The sequence below is a fragment of the Lyngbya sp. CCY1209 genome (genome assembly GCF_055795065.1).
The window spans coordinates 1-22,410 of the sequence record NZ_JAYFER010000613.1; the positions used below are offsets into that span (position 1 = coordinate 1).

Annotated in this window: 10 protein-coding genes; 6 read left to right on the plus strand and 4 right to left on the minus strand. The window is 55.6% G+C overall.

Annotated features, from left to right (window positions below; genetic code table 11):
- Nucleotides 1-139: 139 nt before the first annotated feature.
- Nucleotides 140-1,624, minus strand: a complete 1,485-nt coding sequence (locus AC0QHF_RS23220) for a tetratricopeptide repeat protein (protein WP_324706633.1) — start codon at nucleotides 1,622-1,624, stop codon at nucleotides 140-142.
- A 71-nt stretch (nucleotides 1,625-1,695) separates the two neighbouring features.
- Between AC0QHF_RS23220 and cofH the strand changes: the two genes are divergently transcribed.
- Both cofH and AC0QHF_RS23230 read left to right on the plus strand, forming a co-directional pair.
- Nucleotides 1,696-2,835, plus strand: a complete 1,140-nt coding sequence (gene cofH, locus AC0QHF_RS23225; RefSeq protein ID WP_324706634.1) for a 7,8-didemethyl-8-hydroxy-5-deazariboflavin synthase subunit CofH — start codon at nucleotides 1,696-1,698, stop codon at nucleotides 2,833-2,835.
- Nucleotides 2,836-2,891: 56 nt separating this feature from the next.
- Complete coding sequence (locus AC0QHF_RS23230) at nucleotides 2,892-3,761, plus strand: isocitrate lyase/PEP mutase family protein (RefSeq protein WP_324706635.1); 870 nt, start codon at nucleotides 2,892-2,894, stop codon at nucleotides 3,759-3,761.
- A 201-nt stretch (nucleotides 3,762-3,962) separates the two neighbouring features.
- Here AC0QHF_RS23230 and murQ read toward each other — a convergent pair whose 3' ends face one another.
- Both murQ and AC0QHF_RS23240 read right to left on the minus strand, forming a co-directional pair.
- The gene (murQ, locus tag AC0QHF_RS23235; protein WP_324706642.1) at nucleotides 3,963-4,886 is read right to left on the minus strand and encodes an N-acetylmuramic acid 6-phosphate etherase; all 924 of its coding nucleotides are present in this window, start codon (nucleotides 4,884-4,886) and stop codon (nucleotides 3,963-3,965) included.
- A gap of 35 nt (nucleotides 4,887-4,921) precedes the next feature.
- Entirely contained in the window at nucleotides 4,922-5,308 is a 387-nt protein-coding gene (locus AC0QHF_RS23240) for a DUF3110 domain-containing protein (protein ID WP_324706636.1), read from the minus strand.
- A gap of 159 nt (nucleotides 5,309-5,467) precedes the next feature.
- On the opposite strand from AC0QHF_RS23240, the gene AC0QHF_RS23245 reads away from it, so the two are divergent.
- The 4 genes from AC0QHF_RS23245 (at nucleotide 5,468) to AC0QHF_RS23260 (ending at nucleotide 19,742) form a co-directional block, all read left to right on the plus strand.
- Entirely contained in the window at nucleotides 5,468-6,691 is a 1,224-nt protein-coding gene (locus AC0QHF_RS23245) for a class I SAM-dependent methyltransferase (protein WP_324706637.1), read from the plus strand.
- A gap of 40 nt (nucleotides 6,692-6,731) precedes the next feature.
- Entirely contained in the window at nucleotides 6,732-13,265 is a 6,534-nt protein-coding gene (locus tag AC0QHF_RS23250; RefSeq protein WP_324706638.1) for a glycosyltransferase, read from the plus strand.
- Between the two features lie 303 nt (nucleotides 13,266-13,568).
- Nucleotides 13,569-18,680, plus strand: coding sequence for a Calx-beta domain-containing protein (locus AC0QHF_RS23255; RefSeq protein WP_324706639.1), 5,112 nt, complete (start codon nucleotides 13,569-13,571; stop codon nucleotides 18,678-18,680).
- Nucleotides 18,681-18,932: 252 nt separating this feature from the next.
- Nucleotides 18,933-19,742: a calcium-binding protein gene (locus AC0QHF_RS23260; protein ID WP_324706640.1), complete on the plus strand. Its 810-nt coding sequence runs from the start codon at nucleotides 18,933-18,935 to the stop codon at nucleotides 19,740-19,742.
- A gap of 179 nt (nucleotides 19,743-19,921) precedes the next feature.
- Here the strand turns inward: AC0QHF_RS23260 and AC0QHF_RS23265 are convergent, their stop codons facing one another.
- Nucleotides 19,922-22,075 (minus strand): Tex family protein, encoded by a 2,154-nt coding sequence (locus AC0QHF_RS23265; RefSeq protein ID WP_324706641.1) that lies wholly within the window; start codon nucleotides 22,073-22,075, stop codon nucleotides 19,922-19,924.
- Nucleotides 22,076-22,410 lie beyond the last annotated feature (335 nt).

Below are 22,410 nucleotides of genomic sequence, written 5' to 3' on the forward strand. Positions count from 1 at the left end.
AGGGTGTAGGGTGTAGGGTGTAGGGTGTAGGGTGTAGGGTGTAGGGTGTAGGGTGTAGGGTGTAGGGTGTAGGGGATAGAAAACGCATCCCCCCACCCGGTTCGAGTACCGAACACACCCCAGCGATTGGGATCTGACATCAGTTGGGCGGCATCAATTCTTCGGCGCTGCCCTCAATTTCCGGTTCGGCGTTTCCTTCAATTTCGGGTTCGCCGTTCCCCGTCTCCGTCAACTTTGCCTGCACCGACTCGATTTTTTGGCGAGCCGCCTCTTGCCCCTCCTCGTCCCCCGCCTCCTGGAGGGCGACCAAGGCGGCTCGGAAGCTTTCCAAGGCTTGGGGATAGTCGCCCAACTGCTCGTGAATTTCCCCCACCTGATTGAGGGTTTTGCCGATATCCGGCTGGGCTTCGAGGTCTTGATAAATTGATAGGGCCCGTCGGTAGGTTTCCAACGCTTCGTCCAACTGCCCCCGGCCGGTGTAAATGCCGGCGAGGTTGCCGAGGGCTTCCCCCAGCAGGGCCGGTTCCGTCGCGTCCTGGGCTAGGGCGATCGCCTGCTGGTAGGATTCCAGGGCCTTGGGGGGCTGGTCGAGATTTTCGTAGATCGTCCCCATCAAATTGAGGATGCGGGCCGCGTCGCCCCCGTCGCCGATCGCTTCCATCAGTTGCGCGGCCTGCTGGAAGTGGACCAGGGCTTGAAAATCATCCCCGGCTTGGCGGTAGATGTAGCCCATATTGCTCAACAGTCGCCCCACCCCCGCTTGGTCGCCGGTTTCGCGGCGCAGGGCCAGGGCTTGCTGGTAGATCTCCAGGGCTTTTTCGGTGTTTCCCATGCTGAAATAGAGGGCACCGAGGTTGTTGAGGGTGCGGGAGCGATCGCGCGGGTCCCCGACTTCTTGGCGGATGACCCGGGCCTGTTCGTAGTAGTCGAGGGCTTCGGAATATTGGCCGAGGCTGGTGTAGACGGAGGCGATATTGTGCAGCGATTCCCCGGTTTCGGCGCGATCGCCCGCCGTTTGAGACAATTGTAGAGCTTCTTGGTGGAGTTCGAGGGCTCTCGAGTGTTCCCTCTGTTGGCGGTAGACGAAGCCGATCAGATTCAGGCTGCGGGCCGTCCCCGTCTGGACTCGGGCGGCGTCGGTTTCCGCCGCCGGGGTTTGGCGGTAGATTTCCAGGGCTTCCTGGAGGGTTTTCAGGGCGCGATCGTCGGGCCCGAAATTGGCGTGAACTTCCCCGATCGCGTTCAGGGTTTCCGCCACCGCCAGGCGATCGCCCCCTTGCCGGCGGATTTCCAGAGCTCGGGTGAGGGCATCGAGGGCGGCTTCAAATTCCCCCTTCTGAAATTCTTCGATTCCCGTTTGGTAGAGTCGCTCATCTTCGGCCACCGACGGGGTTTCGACGGCGGGGGCGGTTTCGGGTTCCGGTTCCCCGTCGGTTTGGGCGACGGCGGGGGAGAGGGCGAACACCAGGGAACTCGCGGCGATCGCGATCGGAATTTGAATCTTCCAAAACCTTTGTCTGAAGGCGATCCGTTGTCTTAATATCGAATTCGTCAAAATTGCATCGGTTTTTAACATCATCGCTGCCACCAGGTGAAAAAACAGTTGGGTAGATGTTCCGGGCATCTGGATTCAAAAAATAATTATCATTGTAGGGGTGAATGGTATTCGCCCTTTTGTCGTCCGTTTCAAATTGTATGCTAACCCAAACTGTTGATAGGATTCTCGATCGCGCTTTGGAGGGTGCGGATCTGTCCCCGGAGGAGGGGGTAAGATTACTCAAATCGGACGGTCCGATGTCGGATTTTCGCATCCGGGATGTCGCGGATCGGCTGCGATCGCGGCAGGCGGGAGAAACCGTCACCTACGTCGTCAATCGCAACATCAATTTTACGAATATTTGCGAACAGCATTGCAGTTTTTGCGCGTTCCGCCGGGATGAAGGGGAGGCGGGGGCGTTTTGGTTGGATACCGCCCAAATTTTGGAAAAGGCGGCGGATGCTCTGCGACGGGGGGCGACGGAAATTTGTATGCAGGGGGGATTGAATCCGAAAGCTAAAATTGGGGGCGAATCTTTGCCCTATTATGTGAAATTGGCGGCAACTCTGAAATCGGAATTTCCCGATTTGCACCTGCACGCCTTTTCCCCCCAGGAAGTGCAGTTTATCGCCCGAGAGGACGGTTGTAGCTACGAGACGGTGATCGCCGCCCTGCGGGATGGGGGGGTGGGTTCGATGCCGGGGACGGCGGCGGAGGTGTTGGACGATCGCGTGCGACGGGTGATCTGTCCGGAAAAAATCGACACGGCAACCTGGTTGGAAATCGTGGAAACCGCCCACCGCCTCGGGGTTCCCACCACCAGCACCATTTTGTGCGGCCACGTCGAGACGCCGGAACAGCAGATCGCCCACCTGGACCAATTGCGATCGCTGCAACAAAAAGCCCGCGATCGCGCCTATCCGGCCGAAATTACCGAATTTATCCCCCTCCCCTTCGTGGGACAGGAGGCCCCCGCCCCCCTGCGGCGCCGGGTGGGACGGGATCAGCCGGTTTTATCCGAGAGTCTGCGGCTGACGGCGGTGGCGCGAATTTTCCTGGGAAATTGGATCGCCAACCACCAGCCGAGTTGGGTGAAATTGGGGTTGTCGGGGGCGACGGAGGCTTTAAAATGGGGCTGCAACGACATCGGCGGCACCCTGATGGAGGAACACATTACCACGATGGCGGGAGCCCAAGGGGGAACCTGCATGACGGTGGCTGATCTCGAAGGTGCGATCGCCTCTATCAACCGCCCAATCTGTCAGCGGGATACGCTTTATAACCTTTTGGGGAAATGAAAAGTGAACAGTGAACAGTGCTCGATTCCCCATTCCCTATTCCCTAATTGATACCCATGTCCAATTCAAAATCTTTCCGCCATTATCTCGAACGACCCGGTATTTTAATCCTTCCTGGCGTGTACGACTGTCTCAGTGCCAAATTGGCTGAACAGGTCGGCTTTGAAGCAGTCTTTACCAGCGGTTTTGGGATTTCTGGGTCAACGTTAGGATTGCCGGATTACGGGTTCTTGACGGCGACGGAAATGCTCTACAGTGCGGGTCGAATTGCCCAATCTATCGATATTCCTTTGGTGGCGGATATGGATACGGGGTACGGCAACGCTTTGAACGTGATTCGGACGGTCGAGGATGCCATTCAACAGGGGATTTCGGGGATTATTTTGGAGGATCAGGACTGGCCGAAAAAGTGCGGTCACTTCCAGGGAAAACGGGTGATTCCCGTCGATGAATATTTGTCGAAATTGCGGGCGGCGGTTGACGCGAAAGGGGACAGCGATTTGGTGATTGTGGGGCGGACGGATGCCCGGGCAAGCTTGGGTTTGGAGGAGGCGATCGCTCGGGGAAGGGCCTATTTTGAAGCGGGGGCGGACGTGATTTTTGTGGAGGCACCCCAGTCGGCGGAGGAGTTGAAAATGATCGCCGAATCGTTGTCGGGAATTCCCCTATTTGCGAATATGATTGAAGGGGGAAAAACGCCGATTTTGTCGGGGGAGGAGTTGGCAGAGTTGGGGTTTAAAATTGTGGTCTATCCCCTGTCGGGTTTGTTTGCGGCGACGAAGGCGATGCGGGATTGTCTGCAACAGTTGAGAAGTCGGGGGACGACGGCGGGTTTTGATAATTTGCTGTCGTTTTCGGAGTTTGAAGCGGTGATTGATGTTCCCAAGTATCGGGAGTTGGAGGGGCGGTTTTTGGAGAGTGGGTGAAATGAACCACTCCAGGCACTCCAGGACACGGAGAGTTGCTCGGTTTGTTTGAACGAGAGTCAAACTCGAAACTGAGCCGTCATATTCTCACCGATCGTGATATAATTATTTAATTGGTATTGTATTTATTGCGATCGCAGAAAAAAATCGAGAAACTCACCCCGTAGGGGCACCAAGCTTGCGCCCTTTTTAATAATCCAATTAATCTGAGTTTTTCTGATGCTTTAAAACCGCGTCCCGCAACTGCCCCTGACAGTCCTCAAGCCGTCGTTTTCCGGCTTCCGCATCCAAACCCGTCCAGTGCATCAACAGCGCCAATTTTACGGACTGATTGCTGCGTTGCAATAAATCTGAAGCCTGTTCTCGCTCGATTCCGGCTAGATCGTTCAAAATTCGCACGGCGCGATCGCGCAATTTATTATTCGTAATGGCGACATCGACCATCCGATTTCCGTAGACTTTTCCCAGCTTCACCATTACACTGGTAGAGATAATATTTAACGCCATTTTGGTCACGGTTCCGGCTTTGAGGCGGGTGGAACCGGCGAGAATTTCCGGACCCACCAACAGGCGGATATCCACATCGGCGGAGAAGGACACTTGGTCGGCGGGGACGCAGGCCATAAAGATGGTCGTCGCCCCCCGACTCTGGGCTGCCTGTAACGCCCCTTGGACGAAGGGCGTGGTCCCCCCGGCGGTAATTCCCAGGACGACATCCAATTCGGTAATCTGGCGGTGGGCGATCGCGTTTTCCCCGTCTTCGGCCCGATCTTCCAATTCCTCGGAACTGCGGATTAAGGCCCCGGCTCCCCCGGCGATGATGCCCTGGACTAATTCCGGCGGGGTGCAGAAGGTGGGGGGACATTCGGCGGCATCCAAAACCCCCAGGCGTCCGCTGGTTCCCGCCCCGACATAAAACAGGCGCCCCCCTTTTTTGAGGGCTCGGGCGGTCAGGTCGATCGCCGCGGCCAGGGACTCCCGGGCGTGGGCGATGGCCAGGAGGGTGCGGGCGTCCTCCCAGTTGAACAGATCGACCAATTCCAGGGAACTGAGGCGGTCCAGGTTTTCGCTGCCGGCGTTGGCTTGTTCGGTCAACAAATGCCCCCGGGTCTCCAAATCGTGCATTTTCGGATTATCGTCTTTCACAATAGTTCAGGGGGTTACAACAGGCCTTCGAGACGGCGGCGGATGCTCTCGAGTTCGTCGGGGTCGAAGTCGGACTCCTCTTCCTGGGACTCGGCTTCTTTTTTGGCCGGTTCGGTTTCCCACTCCAGATTATCGACGTTGTTCTCGGGGGGGATAGCCAGAGCCCCCGAGGGGACGAGTTCCCAGTCGTAATCTACGCTGCGACAGAATTCCTTGATTTCCTCATCATCGATCATCTCGATGCTGGGACTCGGGAAGTCCTGGGCTTCCAGGAGGCCGCCGAAGCGGGTCGCATCCTCCTCCTCCTCGAACATCAACACTTTGTTGCGATCGCCCATCTGAATCGTGTGGATTCCCTCATTTTCTGTGCCGGCATTGAACAGCAACACGTAGACTCTCATGATCGTCAATCGGGTTTTTAACAACGCTTTTGTCTATTCTACAGCCTAGATGGTCGTTTTTTCTTCGCTGATCGCGATCGGGACGGTTGGGAGATCGGTTCCGTTCCATTTTTTTTGCTTTCGTTTCTACAGAATATCATATCATGATATCGTTGTCGAATGGATGCCAATTTCGCGATCGCTTTTTCAGAAACCTTTGAGATTCGGCCCGTCGAATCGCGATCGCCGACGGCAACCTTTTCATTGCAAGGACAGGAAAGATCGGACATGAAACCCACCGTCCCCCCCGTCAAATCCCCAGCCATTCGAGATTTTATCCGCGCTCAGGTCGAGTTTCCCGACACCTTCAAAGCCCCAATTTGTGATCGGGATGAAATGTATTTATTCGCCCTGCAAAATCAGGGCAGTCCCCCACGGGCGATCGTCCGCTACTATTTCAACGGTATCCGCATTTTTGAGGCGGTAAAACAGGCCGTCAACTGGCACTTTAAAGGATTCGACACTGTTTCATCATTCCTGGATTTCGCCAGCGGTTACGGGCGATCGACCCGGTTTTTTATCCAAGCCATTCCCCCCGAAAAAGTTTGGATCTCCGACATTTACGCCGACGGGGTCAAATTCCAAGCCGAACAGTTCGGAGTCAACGGCATTATTTCCACCTCCCAACCGGAAAACTATTCCTGTCCGCAAACCTTCGATTGTATTTTAGCTTGTTCCTTTTTCAGCCACCTGCCCAAACAGACCTTTTCAGATTGGCTGCGGGTGTTATATAATCTTCTCAACCCCGACGGTTTACTATTGTTCAGCGTTCACGATCGCGCCCTCCTCCCCCCCCACCTAGCGATCCCATCTTCGGAATTACTCTTCTGTCTCACCAGCGAAAGTCAAACCCTCGATTTAGGAGAATACGGAACCAGCTACGTCGGAGAAGAATTCGTCAAAAATGCGATCGCCCAAGTCTCCGCAGGTGCAGCCGTTTATCACCGCATTCCCAAAGGAATCTGTCGCTATCAAGACTTATATATAGTCGCCAAAACCCCCGCGATCGACTTTTCCAATTTCCGCTATTATCACCACCCCCAAGGCAAACTCGAACGCTGTCGCCTCACCCCCGCAGGTATCCTAGAGTTGGGGGGATGGGTATCCGAAATCAACCCCGGCGGAACCATTTCAGAAATCACCGTTTTAATCAACAACCGCCTGTCCCACGTCGAGAAGGTAAAAGCCGACAAAATCGAAAAAAATGATAAAATATTTTGGCATTTAAGATTCAAACCTGATAGAATCAAACCACAGGACACGATCCTAATCAAAACCGCCAACAATTTCGGCTTAGAATGGGTATTTGAATCCGCCCCCCTGGAATTTATACTCAATCAGTAACCCGCCCCTTAAAATCTGCGAAAATCTGCGAAATCTGCGGATGAATCAATCCAAAATCTCCCCCTTAATCATAACCGGAATGCACCGATCCGGAACCTCCCTCACCGCCGACTTACTGCGGCGGGTTGGAGTCAATTTAGGCGATCGCCTGTTACCCGGAAGCCGGGGCAATATTCGCGGACATTTCGAGGATATAGAGATTCTCGAATTCCACCGAGACATCCTGCGATCGCAGGGTTTCCATCCAGACGGCTGGGTGAGACAGTCGGAAATCCCGGTGCCCGAAACCTTCATCGAGCCCGCGAGGGAAATAATCGGCAAAAAATCCCAACCTTCTTTGTGGGGATGGAAGGAACCGAGGACGAGTTTATTTTTGGACTTCTGGCGGGAATTGCTGCCCGAGGCGGGGTTTATTTTCATTTACCGATCGCCCTGGGAAGTGGCGGATTCGCTGTATCGGCGGGGAACCGATCGCGCCCTGATCGAAAACCCGGAATTGGCAATTCTATCCTGGATACATTATAACACAAATATCCTGAAATTTTGCGATCGCCACCCGGAAAAATGCGCGATCGTCCACCTCCACAAAGTCGCCCACTCCCCCGCCGCCCTCATCTCGGCAATCAACGAAAAATTCAATCTCCAACTTCCCTCGCCGGAGGAAAACCCGTTTGAAGCGGAGTTATTGAAAACGGAAATATCCGAAACTTTCCGCCCGGGCATTATCAAACGATTCTATCCCGAAGCGGTGGACTTGTATTTGGCGTTGGATGCCAGGGCGACACCCTTAAACGGCGAACCGGCGTTATCTTGGGCTTCCCCCCCCGCGTCTCTCTCCCCGCAGGATTGGGCGATTTCCGACTGGTTGGAAATTCGCCAACGGGAGAACCAGAATCGGCGGTTGGAAACGGAATTGGAACGGACGCACACCCGACTCCACGACGCCCAAATCGATTTGGAACGATATCGAGCCCAAGCCAAAATTTGGGAATCCCGGCAGGGTAAAATTGACAGAAAATCCGCCCTCCCATTTCTGCCACCCCACACCCCGCCGCGGTTGACTCCCTACGAGGCATGGTTAAGAGTCAATCAATGGAATGGGAAAGCGAAACGGGATTTGGAAGAACGGTTAGAAACGGTTGCAGATCGCTTACCGAAAATTTCGATAATCATGCCGGTTTACAATCCGCCGCCGGCGTTTTTACAGCGGGCGATCGCATCCGTTACCGGGCAGGTTTATAAAAATTGGGAATTGTGCATCGCGGACGATCGCAGCACCGAACCCGAAATCCATTCTCTATTAGAAACGATAGCAGAAGACAACCCGAAAGTCAAGGTTATTTTTCGGGACGAAAACGGCAATATCAGCCAAGCCACCAACACGGCGATACGGATAGCGGAGGGCGAGTTTCTGCTATTTCTAGATCACGACGACGAACTGACGCCGGATGCCTTGGGGGAAGTCGGGTTTTACCTGGCGGAACATCCCGACACCGACATCCTCTATTCCGACGACGACAAAATCGATACGGACGGGCGACGGTTCTCGCCCCAGTTCAAACCGGACTATTCGCCGGAGTTGCTGTTATCTTATATGTATTTCGGGCATCTTTTGACGGTTCGGAAAACCTTGTGCGATCGCCTGGGGGGGATGCGTCCCCGCTTCGACGGTGCCCAGGATTACGACTTCGTTTTGCGGGCATCTGAACTCACCCGAAATATCGCCCATCTGCCGTTAATCTTATACCATTGGCGGGTGCTTCCCGGTTCGACGGCGGCATCGGGTGCCGCCAAACCCGATAGCTTTTCAGCCGCCGAAACTGCCCTGCAGGAAACCCTGGAAAGGCGGGGGATTTCGGGGACGGTTTATCAGCAGAATTGGGCGATGCGATCGCATTGCGGGATTTTCAACATTCGCTTTCCCGACGAGGGGCGATCGGTTTCTATTTTAATCCCCACTAAAAATAGTCTGGAGTTACTGAAGCCCTGCCTGGAGTCGCTGGAAAAAACCAGTTACAAAAACTATCGCATCATTATTATAGATAACGAAAGCGACGATCCGCAAACCCTGGACTATCTGCGGGAGACACCCCACCGGGTTATCAAATTGAATAATAGCGGGGGCGGGTTTAATTTCGCCTCCCTGATGAACCGGGCGGCGGCAATGGCGGACGGCGATTATATTCTCTTTCTCAATAACGACACGGCGACGATTTCTCCCGACTGGCTGAGTCAGATGGTGGGATACCTGCAAATAAAAGATGTGGGGGCGGTGGGGGCGAAGCTGATTTTCCCCAACCAAACCATACAACACGGCGGGGTAATTTTCGGACTCCACCACGGTTTGGCGGGGCACGCTTTCAAGCTGGTGTCGCGGCTGAGTTCCGGCTATTTGTGGGGGCTGAATGTCGCAAAAAATTATAGTGCCCTCAGTGCAGCCTGCCTGCTGACTCCCCGAGAGTTGTTTTTGGAAATGGGGGGATTTGACGAGACGGAATTCGCGGTGGCGTACAACGATGTTGACTATTGCGATCAATTGATAAACGCCGGTTTTCGCTGCGTTTACTGTCCCGACGCGGAGTTGATTCACCGGGAGGGTGCGTCGCGGGGTTTCGCCGACAATCCCCGAGAGGTGGCGAGTTTTCGGGCGAAATATCGGGGAAAAGTCGATCCGTTTTACAATCCCCACTTGTCTCTCGAAAACGAACAGTTCCAAATCCAGCCCCGCCGTTTTATCGGAAATCATGATAATCGCAAAATTCGGGTTTTGATGGCGAGTAACGCTTTGGATCTGACGGGGGCGCCCCTGCATCAATACGAACTGGCGATCGCGTTTTTAAAAACCGACACGGTTGAACCCACCGCCTTTTGTTTGGGAGACGGAATCCTGCGGGAAGCCTACGAAGAAAATCAGATTCCCGTTACCGTTTATGGACGCCATCCCCTCCGCAATATCTACACTTTGGAAGGCTACGAAACGGCAATCTCTCAACTCGCCGCCGAGTTGATGAAACATCCCGTCGATGTCATGTATGTCAACACCCTCGACAACTTCTTTATGGTGGACTGTGCCCGCAAAATGGGCATTCCTTGCATCTGGAATATCCATGAAAGCGAGCCCCAAAAATTTTATGCCGAATGGCTGGATAGTTACGGTCCCGAAATCGCCCGCCGGGGGTTGGAATGCTTTGCAATTCCCTATCGGGTGGTGTTCGTTTCCGATGCGTCGCGAGATCAGTATTTGGCGTTGAACGGATCGCATAATTTTACCGTTATCCACAATGGTTTTAACCGGGAAACGTGGGAGGCGGCGGCGAGACGGCGGACGCGGGAGGCGGCGAGGCGGGAATTGGGGGTTTCCGACTCGGAAATCGTCATATTATCCTTGGGGACGGTTTGCGATCGCAAGGGACAGCGGGATCTCCCCCCGGCGTTGCGGCAACTTTCCCCGGAATTGCAACAGCAAATACGGGTGTTTGTCGTGGGCGATCGCCCGGGTCCCTATAGCGAAAAACTCCATGCCGACGTTGCCAGTCTGCCGGAAAGTCTGCGATCGCGGATCGAAATTGTTCCCGAAACTTCCGATACGATTAAATACTATCGGGCGGCGGATCTGTTTGTCTTCACCTCCCGCGTCGAAAGTTTCCCCCGCGTCATCCTGGAAGCAATGGCGTCGGGACTCCCCATCGTCGCGACTCCGGTTTTCGGGGTGAAAGAACAGTTGCAGCCCGGAGTCAATGCCCTATTTTATCAGCCGGGAAATATCGAAGAGTTGGCGATCGCCATAACCACCCTGTTAAATTCACAAAATCTCCGCGATCGCTTCGCCGCCAATTCCCCCCCCGTCCTCGCCAGCCTGACATCCTTCGATGAGATGCTGGCGGGATATCGGCAACTCCTCCGGGAAGCCGATTTTACGATTCCAGATGTTTCCGAAGTTCCCCAAATTAAACCCAAAATGAATGAACCCTTAGTCAGCGTTTGCATCCCCCTCCACAACGGCGAAACCCACCTCCCGGCGACGCTGAAAAGTCTCGCCTCCCAAACCTATCCGAATCTGGAAATTATCATCGCCGACGATTGTTCCGAAGATCGCAGTTTGGCGATCGCCCGACAGTTCGCCAGCCAGTCCCCCGAGAACGTTTCCCTATTCCAACACCAACAACCCTTTGGACTCGCCCAAAACTGCAATTTCTGCCTGTCCCAAGCCAAAGGCAAATACGTCAAATTCCTGTTTCAGGACGATATCCTCGAATCGGACTGCATCGAAAAGCTGGTGGAACTAGCGGAAACGGACGAAAAAATCGGTCTTGTCTTCTCCCCCCGCAATTTAATTCTATCAGAAGGTGCGGAAGAAAATCAAGCCCTGATGACAGTTTACAACGGCTGTCAAAACCTGCACCAATCCTGGACAAACTTACAACCCGTTCAGTGGGGGTGGGAATTGCTATCCGATCCCAATATCCTGGAAATTCCCCTCAACAAAATCGGCGAACCCAGCGTCGTCCTCCTGCGGCGGGAAGTCTTCCAAACCGTCGGCGGATTCGATCCCGAACTCCGGCAGTTGGTGGATTTGGAATTGTGGCTGAGAATCCTCACTCGCTACAAAGTCGGCTTCGTCAACCAACCCTTATCCCACTTTCGCCTCCACCTCCAACAGCAAACCCTCAAAAACGCCCATTCCGGCGTATCCGATCAAGTCAAATTTTATCAAAAACTCGCCTTCGACTCCTGCTTCCAAACCCTCCCCGCCGAGTTGCGATACCTCGCCGCCGCCACCCACTTTCTCCTCACCGAACGCTACCAACCCGCCGACGAAAATACCTATCCCGAAATTCTCGATAACCTGAGAACCGTCCGCAATGCGATCGCACAAAAATGGCTGAATTCCCCGTCCGCCATTCTGGAACAGCAGTATGTCGGGTTATTGGGAAAAGCCCAAAAAATGCTGTCCAACACCAGCCTCAAATATCACCCCCCAACCCCCCGCGAAACCGCCTTCGTCGAAACCCTCAAAACCCAACTGGAATTGGGATTCGATAATCTCAATTTAATTCAATCCCTTCTCGCCTTCCAACTCTACGGCTGGGGAGACGAGATGCCGTTTTTCCCCGAATTCTCCCTTTTCCCCAACTGGCTGATTAAAGATAGCATGGAATTCATGCTGAAAGTCCCCGCCTATTTTCGCGAACCCGGCGCCACCTCGCGATACTGTTCTTATTTGGAAGAATTTGTCAAATTCCTCCACAGCCGGATTTTCAAATATCCCAAATCCAAGCTTTGGAACGCCGTCGCCATCCTGTTCGCGAATTTAGCGGATTTTACGATACTGCAATATCGGGAAGACACCGAAACCGCCTATCGGATGCGATCGCAAATTTTGGCATTCGTGATGGAATTGCAAAACCAAACCCTCGCCTGGGAATTGCCGCCGCAACCTCCCCGCAAACCCGTCAAACTCGGCATCCTCGTCCCCCACCTCCACCCCACCCCGGAAACCCTGATGACTCTGCCGATGTACGAATCCCTCGGCGATGACTTCCAGGTGATCTTATATTCCCTCGTCGCCACGGGAAACGCGATCGAAAATTACTGCCGACAAAAATTCCGGGGTTTTCAAAAACTGCCCAACTCCCTGGAACAACAGGTTGATCTCATCCGTCAAGACGAGTTGGATATTCTGTTGATATCCGCCAACCTGACAACCCGCACGATAGCCCCGGTTTACTTAGCCTCACACCGCCTCGCCCGGGTGCAAATTTGCACTCCCCTCTCCCCGGTATTGACAGAATTGAATAACGTGGATTATCATATATTTAGCAATCTCACCCGCCCCGATACGGCTAACCCCCAAATCTTGCCGATCGCGGAAAGTGGTTATTGCTGGGCGACGGCACAATCTCCACCCCGCCTAGACCTTGATCGCCTATCTTTAGAAATATCAAAAAAAGCCGTTGTTTTCGCTTCTGGCATCGATTCCCTCAAAATCACACCCGAATTAATCGAATCTTGGGGGTGCATATTATCCGAAGTTCCCAATTCTCTCCTGTTAATTTACCCCTTTTGGAATCAAAGCGATCGCGCCCACCTACAAAAGCCGTGGCTGCAAAACTGCACGGGAATTCTCGAAAAATATCAGATCGATCCCGATCGCATTTTGCTGTTAAACTTCGACGAACCCCCCAGCAACTCCGACTTGCAAAGCTGCCTCAAACTCGCCGATATCTACCTAGACTCCCACCCGATATCCGATATCATATCATTATTTAACGCCTTCAACGCCGGCCTGCCCATCGTCGTCAAAAACGGGGCGAAACCCCACCACTCACTGGGGGCAGCATTGCTGCGGGAAATGGGAGTCTCCGACTTAATCGCCCCCGACGATCGCACCTATATACAACTCGCAATCACCCTCGGAAACAACCCCAAATTTCGGCAAAAACAGCGCCGCCGGATGGACGAAATCATCCAAAATTATTATTCCGAAATAAAAGATAATATCAAACCCTCCAAAAATCTCGCCCAAATCCTAAATGAAATCGCGACCGTCGCCGCAGAAAATCGGACGCAATAATCCCATTTACATCGAAACCAGAAAACCTCTCCGTGTCCTCTGTGCCTGGAGTGGTTAAACTCCCCCACTCCGAAAAATGAGGGGTTAGACCCCAGCGGGGTTTGACTAATTGGAATGGAAACAATACACCATAAAAATTCGTTTCTATTGTTAAACTTCTGATCACTTTTGTTGTGCGGCGAATGAATTTTCTCCGCATCCGCCCGCCAAAATTCCGGACGGATGGCCAGAAGGCCCGCAAAGGATCGTCGATCCCCCGTTCACCCCACCCGGGTTAACCTACCGTCAGCCGAGAGAGTGATAATGCAACGACACATCCAAACCGCAATCCAAGACAACCTGCAACCCGCCGAAATCCTGGTGGCGATCGCCCCCCGAGTTGACGAACCCGAACGCCTCGCCGCCGGCCTCATCCCCGGTGTCCGCGTGCTCCACCTGGGCGATGGCGATCCCGTCAGCCAAATTGCAGACGCCATCCGCCGCGTCCCCACCCGGAGTTTACATCTCATTTGCCACGGTTCCGACGGCCACCTCGACCTAGGCGACACCCCCCCCGATGCCGACACCCTGCGACAGTGGGACGTCGGCGAAATCTGCCTCTACGCCTGCAACTTCGCCCGCAACCGGGGACAGAAATTCCTGCAAAACCTGCACCGACTCACCGGCGTCGCGATCGCCGCATCCACCCGTATTGTCGGCAACCCAGCCGGTGGAGGAACCTGGGATCTCGATTATCAGATCGGCGAGATCCTTTCCCCGTCCCCCTTCACCCCCCGAGTGCGGCAAACCTACCCCGGCACCTTCGCCACCTTCACCGTCACCACCACCGCCGACGACGGCCCCGGTTCCCTGCGGCAGGCGATCGCGGACGCCAACGCCAGTCCCGAAGCCGACGAGATCCGGTTTGACTTATTCATCCTCGATCCCAACTTCAATTTCAATACCGACACCTACACAATCCGCCCCCAGTCGCCCCTCCCCGCCATTACAAGCCCCGTCACCATCGACGGCACCTCCCAAAGTGGCTTCCGGGGCACCCCCGTCATCGAACTCGACGGCAGCCAAGCCGGCGGGGGCTCTGGCCTGACCCTGACCGGCGGCAACAGCACCGTCCGGGGGCTGGTTATTAACCGGTTTCCGGCTTTCGGCATCGAAGTGATCGGGGGGGGCGGCAACGTCATCGAAGGGAACTATATCGGCACCGACAGCCGGGGTGCCACAGCCCTGGGGAATGGGTTCGGCATCTCCATCTCCGAGTCCCCCGACAACATCATCGGCACCCCCGAAAATCCCAATATCATCTCCGGACATACCTTCACGGGGATTTTAATTGCGGGGGCAAACGCCACCGGCAACCAAATTCGGGGCAACGCCATCGGCACCGACCTGGCCGGGACCGCCGACCTGGGCAACGGCCGCTGGGGGATCTTTATCAACGCCGGGGATAACGCCATTTCCAACAACACGATCGCCTTCAACCGCCGGGATGCGATCGCCGTCGAACGGGGTGTCGGCAATACCATCGTCGGCAATGCGATCGCGGACAACGGCGGTTTGGGCATCGATCTCGGCGACGACGACCTCACCCCCAACGACCCCCTCGACGCCGATCTGGGCCCCAACACCGGGCAAAACTTCCCCACTCTCACAGGGGCTTTTTCCGACGGGACGAGTACCACCCTCACCGGGACCCTCAACAGCACCCCCGAGAGCAATTTCACCCTGCAATTTTTCTCCAACACCGCCGCCACCCGCCAGGGCCGAACTTTGATCGGGGAAACCCCAATTACAACAGATAGCAACGGCGATGCCAGCTTTACCCTCAACCTCCCCGTCGCCCTCACTGAGGGGGATTTCGTCACCGCCACGGCCACGAATCCGAACGGCGACACCTCGGAATTTTCGGGGGCGATCGCGGCCGTACCCCCGGCTACCGTCAACTTCAGCCGCGCCACCTACCGCGTCAACGAAGACGGAATCCCCGACGGGGCGGAAATCACCCTCGATCGCACCGGAGACACCGCCGCCGCCTCCGTCATCACCCTCAACCTCCGGGAGGGGACCGCCAGCGGTGCGACGCCCCCCCTCGACCCCGACTCCGCCATCCAGGATTTTGACAATACCCCCCAAACCGTCACCTTCGCCCCCGGCGAAACCCGCGTCACCCTCGCCGTGCCCATCAACGACGACGCGGTTTTGGAGGAAAACGAAGTCCTGGAACTGGTGCTCGACAGCCTCACCGGGGGGGCCAGCAACGCGATCATCGGGGACCGGGGCACCGCCACCGTTACCATCCTGGATAACGAGAACCGGCCCGGAACCCTGGAAATCGGCAGTCCGGCATTCCGCGTCACCGAGGGAACACCCACCGCGGCCATCACCGTCACCCGCACCGACGGGGACGAAGGGGCCGTCAGCGCCACCCTGAACCTGGAAGACGGGACGGCCCGGGCCCCCCAAGATTACACCGACATTTCCCCGGTGACGGTGCGGTTGGCCGACGGCCAGACCTCGGCCACCGTCAACGTCCCCATCACCGACGACGAGATCTCGGAACCCAACGAAACCTTTAATGTCCGCCTGGAAAATGCCACCGGGGGGGCGGCGATCGGGCGACGGTCCGAGGCTGCCGTCACTATCGAAGACGACGACAACCCCGCCGGACTCCTGGCTTTCCAAAACGCCGAATACACCGTCACCGAGGGCACCCCCGCCGTCACCGCCACCGTCATCCGCCGGGAGGGCAGTTCCGGCGCCGTCAGCACCCGGGTTCTGGTCGCCAACGGCAGCGCCACGGCGCCGCGGGACTTCATCAATAATTCCCCCGTCAGCCTGGAATTGGCCGACGGCCAGACCGAGGCCACCATCAGCGTCCCCATCGTTGACGACGGGGTGTTCGAGGGGTCCGAATCGTTCAGCCTGTTTTTGGACAGCCTCACCGGGGGGGCCAGCTTCGGGGCGACCCGGCGGGCCACCGTCACCATTGAAGATAATGACAATCCCCCCGGACGCCTGTCCCTGGAAGCGGCGGAATATACGGTGACGGAGGGGACGGCCAACCTGGAAGTGGCGGTGGTCCGCACCGGGGGCAGCGCGGGGAGTATCGGCGCGGATCTATTTGTCCGCGACGGCAGCGCGATCGCACCGGACGATTATACTGATATATCGCCGCGGCGGGTGGAATTTGAAGACGGCCAGACCCGCCAAACCGTCGCCATCCCGATTCTCGACGACGATCGCCGCGAAGATCCCGAAACCTTTACCGTCTCCCTCGACAACGCCACCGGCGGCATCCTGTTCGGGGAGAACCGCACCGCCACCGCCACCATCGAGGACAACGACAACCCGCCGGGGACCCTGGCTTTTGAAAGTGTCGAATATAACGTCATCGAGGGGATTCCCACGGCTTCTATTACCATTACCCGCGGCGAGGGGGATTTCGGGGCCGTCGGCGTCGAATTGTCCCTGCAAGACGAAACCGCGATCGCCCCGGAGGATTACACCAATATCTCCCCGGTGGCGGTGGAATTCGCCGACGGCCAGACTTCGGCCACCGTCAACATCCCCATCGAAGACGATGCGATCGCCGAAAATGGCGAGACGGTGATCCTCCGCCTCGACAACCCCACCGGCGGCGCTAATGTGGGGACGCGGAGTGAAGCCGTGTTGGCGATCGAAGATGACGATAACCCCGTCGGCAGCATCCAGTTCGCCGAGGCTGACTTTCAAGTAGATGAAACCGATTCCGAAGCCACCCTCACCCTCGTCCGCGACGGCGGCAGCGAGGGCGTCCTCCGCGTCAACGTCAACCTCGCCGACGACACCGCAACTTCCCCCGACGACTACATCAATAACTCGCCTTTAGTTGTGGAATTTGGCGACGGCCAGATCGTGCAAACCGTCAGGATTTCCATCGTTGATGACGCAATTTTAGAAGATGATGAAACAGTGGATCTGATTTTGGATGATCCCGAGGGAGGCGTGTTTTTCGGACGGCAAAATACCGCCACTTTGACCGTCGTAGATGATGAGGAACCGGAAAATATTCCCCCCACAATTACCGACATTTCCGACACCGCCTTTTTCCAAGATCTCCCCGCCCCGCCCATTCCATTTACGATGGAAGATGCGGAAACCCCGGCGCAGGAGTTGACCGTCACCGCCACTTCCGACAACCCGACTTTGATTCCCCCGGACGGGATGATTTTGGCCGGGGAAGGGGAAAATCGCACCGTCGCCATCACCCCGGCCCCGGGCGAAAGCGGGGAGGCTTTCGTCACCCTGGCGGTTTCCGACGGGGAAGATACCACCACCGATGAATTTCTGGTGACGGTGGGCGCCCAAACCGATCTGGCGGTTCGTTTCGCCCCCGACTCCGGGCGGGAGACGGACGAAAGCGGCGGGACGGTGGAATTTACGGCCGTTTTGGAGCGTTCCCCGACGGCGGATGTGGTCGTCTCCGTTGAGAGTTCCAATCCGGGCGAGGGGGTGGCCGAACCCGCGGCGCTGACGTTCACCCCCGACAATTGGGATGTCCCCCAGACGGTGACGGTGACGGGGCAGGCGGACGGGGAAGTTGACGGCCAAAGGCCCTACGCGATCGATTTTGTCGCCGCCGGCGACGACCCCACCTTCGACGGACTGTCCCGCCGCGTCGCCCTGACGAATGCGGACGTCGTCCCCGCCACGATTCCGGAACCGGTGGAGGTGGACACCCTCAACGGGGGCCCGGGAGCAGATGTGTTCTGGCTTCGCAGCAACGTGGACCAACTCGCACCCCTGAGTCCCCCCATCACCCAATTTGGCACACCCGACCCCGACAGCTTGCCGGGGCAAGACGGCAACGATGTCATCTTTGGCCGGGGGGACGGTGACACCCTGTTGGGATTCCGGGAAGATGATTTCTTGGACGGACAGGGGGAAAGCGATCGCCTCCTCGGGGGCCAGGAAAATGATATCGTCATCGGCAACAGCGGGGACGATACGGTGTTCGGGGAAAAGGGCGGCGATACCCTCTACGGCGGCCCGGAAGCGGATGTCATCTACGGCAACCAGGAAGGCGATGTCATTTTCGGGGACGGCGGGGCCGATACGATTTACGGCGGCCAAAATAACGACAGCCTCCTCGGGGGGACGGGTAGCGATCTCCTCTTCGGCGACAAGGGCGATGACACTTTGACGGGTTTCAGTACCCGGGCGCAGGGGTACACGCTAATTAACGATTTCGACATCGAAGAAGATGTCATCTTACTCAGCGGCCTGCCGGAACGCTTCCGCCTGGAATTGTCGCCTCCCGAACTGCCCGAGGGGACGGCGATCATCCGCGAAAATTTGGTCGGGGAAGTGGAGGCGATCGCTGTGGTCGCAGACGTTTTTGGATTGGATTTGGGGGCGGATTATTTTCGATTTTCTTGATTTTTAATCGCAAAAATTCAACCCCCTAAAACTTGTGAAAATACGGCGGGGAGGGGCGGGGGGAAAAATGTCCCGGCCCCTACCGCCCCCCCAATTGACGGTGAATCGAAATCGGATCGGGATCGCCGGCGACGATGGAAACATTAAAAACTGTTGAAATTGTTTGAATTTTATTGCGGGATATCCCGAAGGTAAATTGAGGTGGAGGAAAATACAGAGTAGAACCAAAATTGTTGTCAATTTTTTAGGACAATGGAAGACCAAGTTCAAGACACCAACAATGGCCAGACGCCCGAAGAACCCCTCGAACCGCCGACCGTCTCGACGGAGGAGGTGGATACCCTGCTGGGGGGGGCAGACGCCGATGTCTTTTTCTTTCGGAACCACTTCGATCAACTCTCCCCCCTGAGTCCCCCCACCAGCGAAATCGGCAGTTCCGAAGGGGAGGAAATCTTGGGCACGGACGGCAATGACGTGATCCTCGGCCGGGATGGCAATGACACCATTTCTTCCTTTAAGGGGGATGATTTTCTCGACGGCCAGGGGGGGGATGACCTGCTGTTCAGCGGCCAAGATAACGATATCGTGGTGGGTTCGGACGGCGGTGACACCCTGTTCGGCGATCGCGGCGTCGATGTGGTCTACGGGGGAGATGGGGAAGATGTCCTGTTTGGAAATCAGGACAACGATACAATTTACGGCGACGGCGACGACGATGAAATTTACGGCGGCCAGGGCAACGACAGTTTGATCGGCGGCAGCGGCAACGACCTCCTCCTCGGCGATCGCGGCGAGGATACTTTGATCGGGGCCAGCCGCGCCGGGGAAGGTTACACCCGAGTCGCCGACTTTGACTCCGGTGAAGATACCATCTTACTCTTCGGAACGGCTGATGGCTATCAACTGGTTTCCACTGCAGATCTCTCGGCAGAAACCGGCGTTGAATTGCCTTCGGGAACGGCAATTTTGTCCACGAATTTGAGCGGCGATCGCGAACTCCTTGCCGTCATCGAAGATGCATCTTCCCTCGATCTCGGCGACAGCTATTTCCAATTTTTATAAAGGAAATTGACGGCTATGTTTTGTCGCGTTTCCTGTGATTTAATCCTCTCTCCTCCCCCCAAAGCGGGGCGGGAGGGGGTGAAAAATGCCGATGGAAAAGACACCGCACGAGCGGCGATCGCGATCGGAATTGAATCCAGAATTGGGGGTGGGATTCAAGCCCAACAACGAACCCACCATCACACGCCGCGCATTGATAAACTGATGCGTTTGAGCTTTTCATTCACCTCCAAAACTCGGACGTTTACCACCTGTCCCACCCGGACGATCTGTTTGGGATCTTCGACGAAGCGATCGGCGAGTTGGGAGATGTGCACCAAGCCGTCCTGGTGAACGCCGATATCCACGAAGGCGCCGAAATTGACGACGTTGGTGACAATTCCCTCCAACTGCATCCCCGGTTTCAAGTCGGACACTTCTTTGATATCATCCCGGAATGTGGCGTATTTGAATTCCGATCGCGGGTCCCGTCCCGGCTTCTCCAATTCGGCGACAATATCCTTGAGGGTGGGCAAGCCGACGGTATCGGTGACGTACCGTTTCAAGTTCACTGATTTGAGTTTGTCGGAGGTTTTGGAAATCGAATTTAACGGGATTTCTAAATCCGATATAATTTGTTCCACCACCGGGTAACTTTCCGGGTGGACGGCGGTATTGTCGAGGGGGTTCGCGCCGCCCCGAATCCGCAAAAATCCGGCGGATTGCTGGAAGGCTTTCGGCCCGAGTTTGGACACCTTCAGCAGTTCTTTGCGGTTTTTGAAAGCTCCCTTTTCGTTGCGGTATTTGACGATATTTTGGGCGATCGCGGGCGTGATTCCGGAAACAAACGTCAGCAATTCCTTCGACGCCGTGTTGAGTTCCACCCCCACATAGTTGACGCAACTTTCGACGGTTTCATCGAGTTTTTTCTTGAGTAATTTTTGATCGACATCGTGTTGATACTGTCCCACGCCGATGGATTTGGGGTCAATTTTCACCAATTCCGCCAGGGGATCTTGCAGGCGGCGCCCGATACTGATCGCCCCCCGGACGGTAAGATCTAACTCGGGAAATTCCGCCCTCGCCACGTCGCTGGCGGAGTAAATCGAGGCGCCGGATTCGTTCACCATGACGTGAATGGGTTTGTTGGGTAAAGAGGCTATTGTTTCTTTGACAAAATCCTCGGTTTCTCGTCCGGCGGTTCCGTTGCCGATCGCGATCAATTCGATATTATATTTATCGATAAATCCCCGAATCGTTTTCGCCGCCGATTGGCGTTGGTTGGCGGACTGGTGGGGGAAAATTGTCTGATATTCGCAGAACTTTCCGGTTTCCGACAACACCGAAACTTTGCACCCCGTCCGGAACCCCGGATCGATCGCCAGCGTCGGTTTCATCCCCGCCGGGGGGGACAGCAACAACTCCCGCAAATTGGCTTCAAAGGTTTTGATGGATTCGATGTCGGCGTCGGCTTTGCGATCGCTCCTGATTTCACTAATCAACGAGTTCTTCATCAATCGGTTAAACCCATCTTTGATTGTCGCCTTATAAAATTGTCGAATTTCAGGATTTTTGCTGCGGATAATTTTCGACTCCAAATGTGCTAAAATAAAAGATTCATCGAAATCTAAATCCACCTTCAGAATCCCATCCGCCTCCCCCCGCAGCAACGCCAGCAGGTTGTGTGGCTTGATTTCCATCACGTCTTCCCGGAAATTTCGGTACATCTCGAACTTCGTGGAACCCTCCGGGTAGTCATCCTTAACCCGGGAAACAAACGCCCCCTCTTCCATCAGATATTCCCGCAAATCCGCCCGCAATTCCGCCGTTTCCGCGATCGCTTCTGCGATGATGTCGGCGGCACCGCCGAGGGCATCTTCCGCCGTTTTCACCCCCTTTTCCGCGTCGATATATTTGGCGGCTTCCGCTTCCAAAGAGACGGCGGGGGCGTCGCGCCGGTTCAGGGATGCGATAAAATCGGCGAGGGGTTCGAGTCCCCGTTCCCGGGCGGTAGTGGCGCGGGTGCGGCGTTTGGGGCGGTAGGGAAGATAAAGATCTTCGAGTTCGGTTTTCAGCAGGCAGGCGTCTATTTTCCCATGCAATTCGTCGGTGAGTTTGCCCTGGGATGCGATCGCTTCGAGTATCGTTTTTTTGCGATCTTCGAGTTCCGTCAAATAGTTATATCGTTCGGAAATATCCCGCAGTTGGGTTTCGTCGAGGGAACCCGTCCGCTCTTTCCGGTAGCGGGCGACAAACGGGATGGTTGCCCCCTCCGCGAACAATTCTAAGGCATTTTCGACTTGATAGGCTTTCAGGGACAGTTCTTGAGCGAGGATGTGAGGAATGTTGAGCATGGAAGGTTCGTTCAGTCTGAATCGATGCGATCTCAGATCCATTGTAATACTAAAGTCGGGTGCGTTAATGAAATGTAACGTACCGCACTATTTTGATGGGGGAGTGGGGGCAACCGTCTCGGGTTGCCCGATTTATGAATTTGTCAGCGAACTGCACTATTTTGATGGGGGGTGGGGGCAACCGTCTCGGGTTGCCCGATTTATGAATTGTCAATCCCTATAATTTACCTTGGGCAAGCACAGAGGCTTGCCTCTACCGATGGGAAATGGCTTGTTGATAATTTGTTGATGGGCAAGCACAGAGCCTTGCCTCCACTGATGGGAAATGGCTTGTT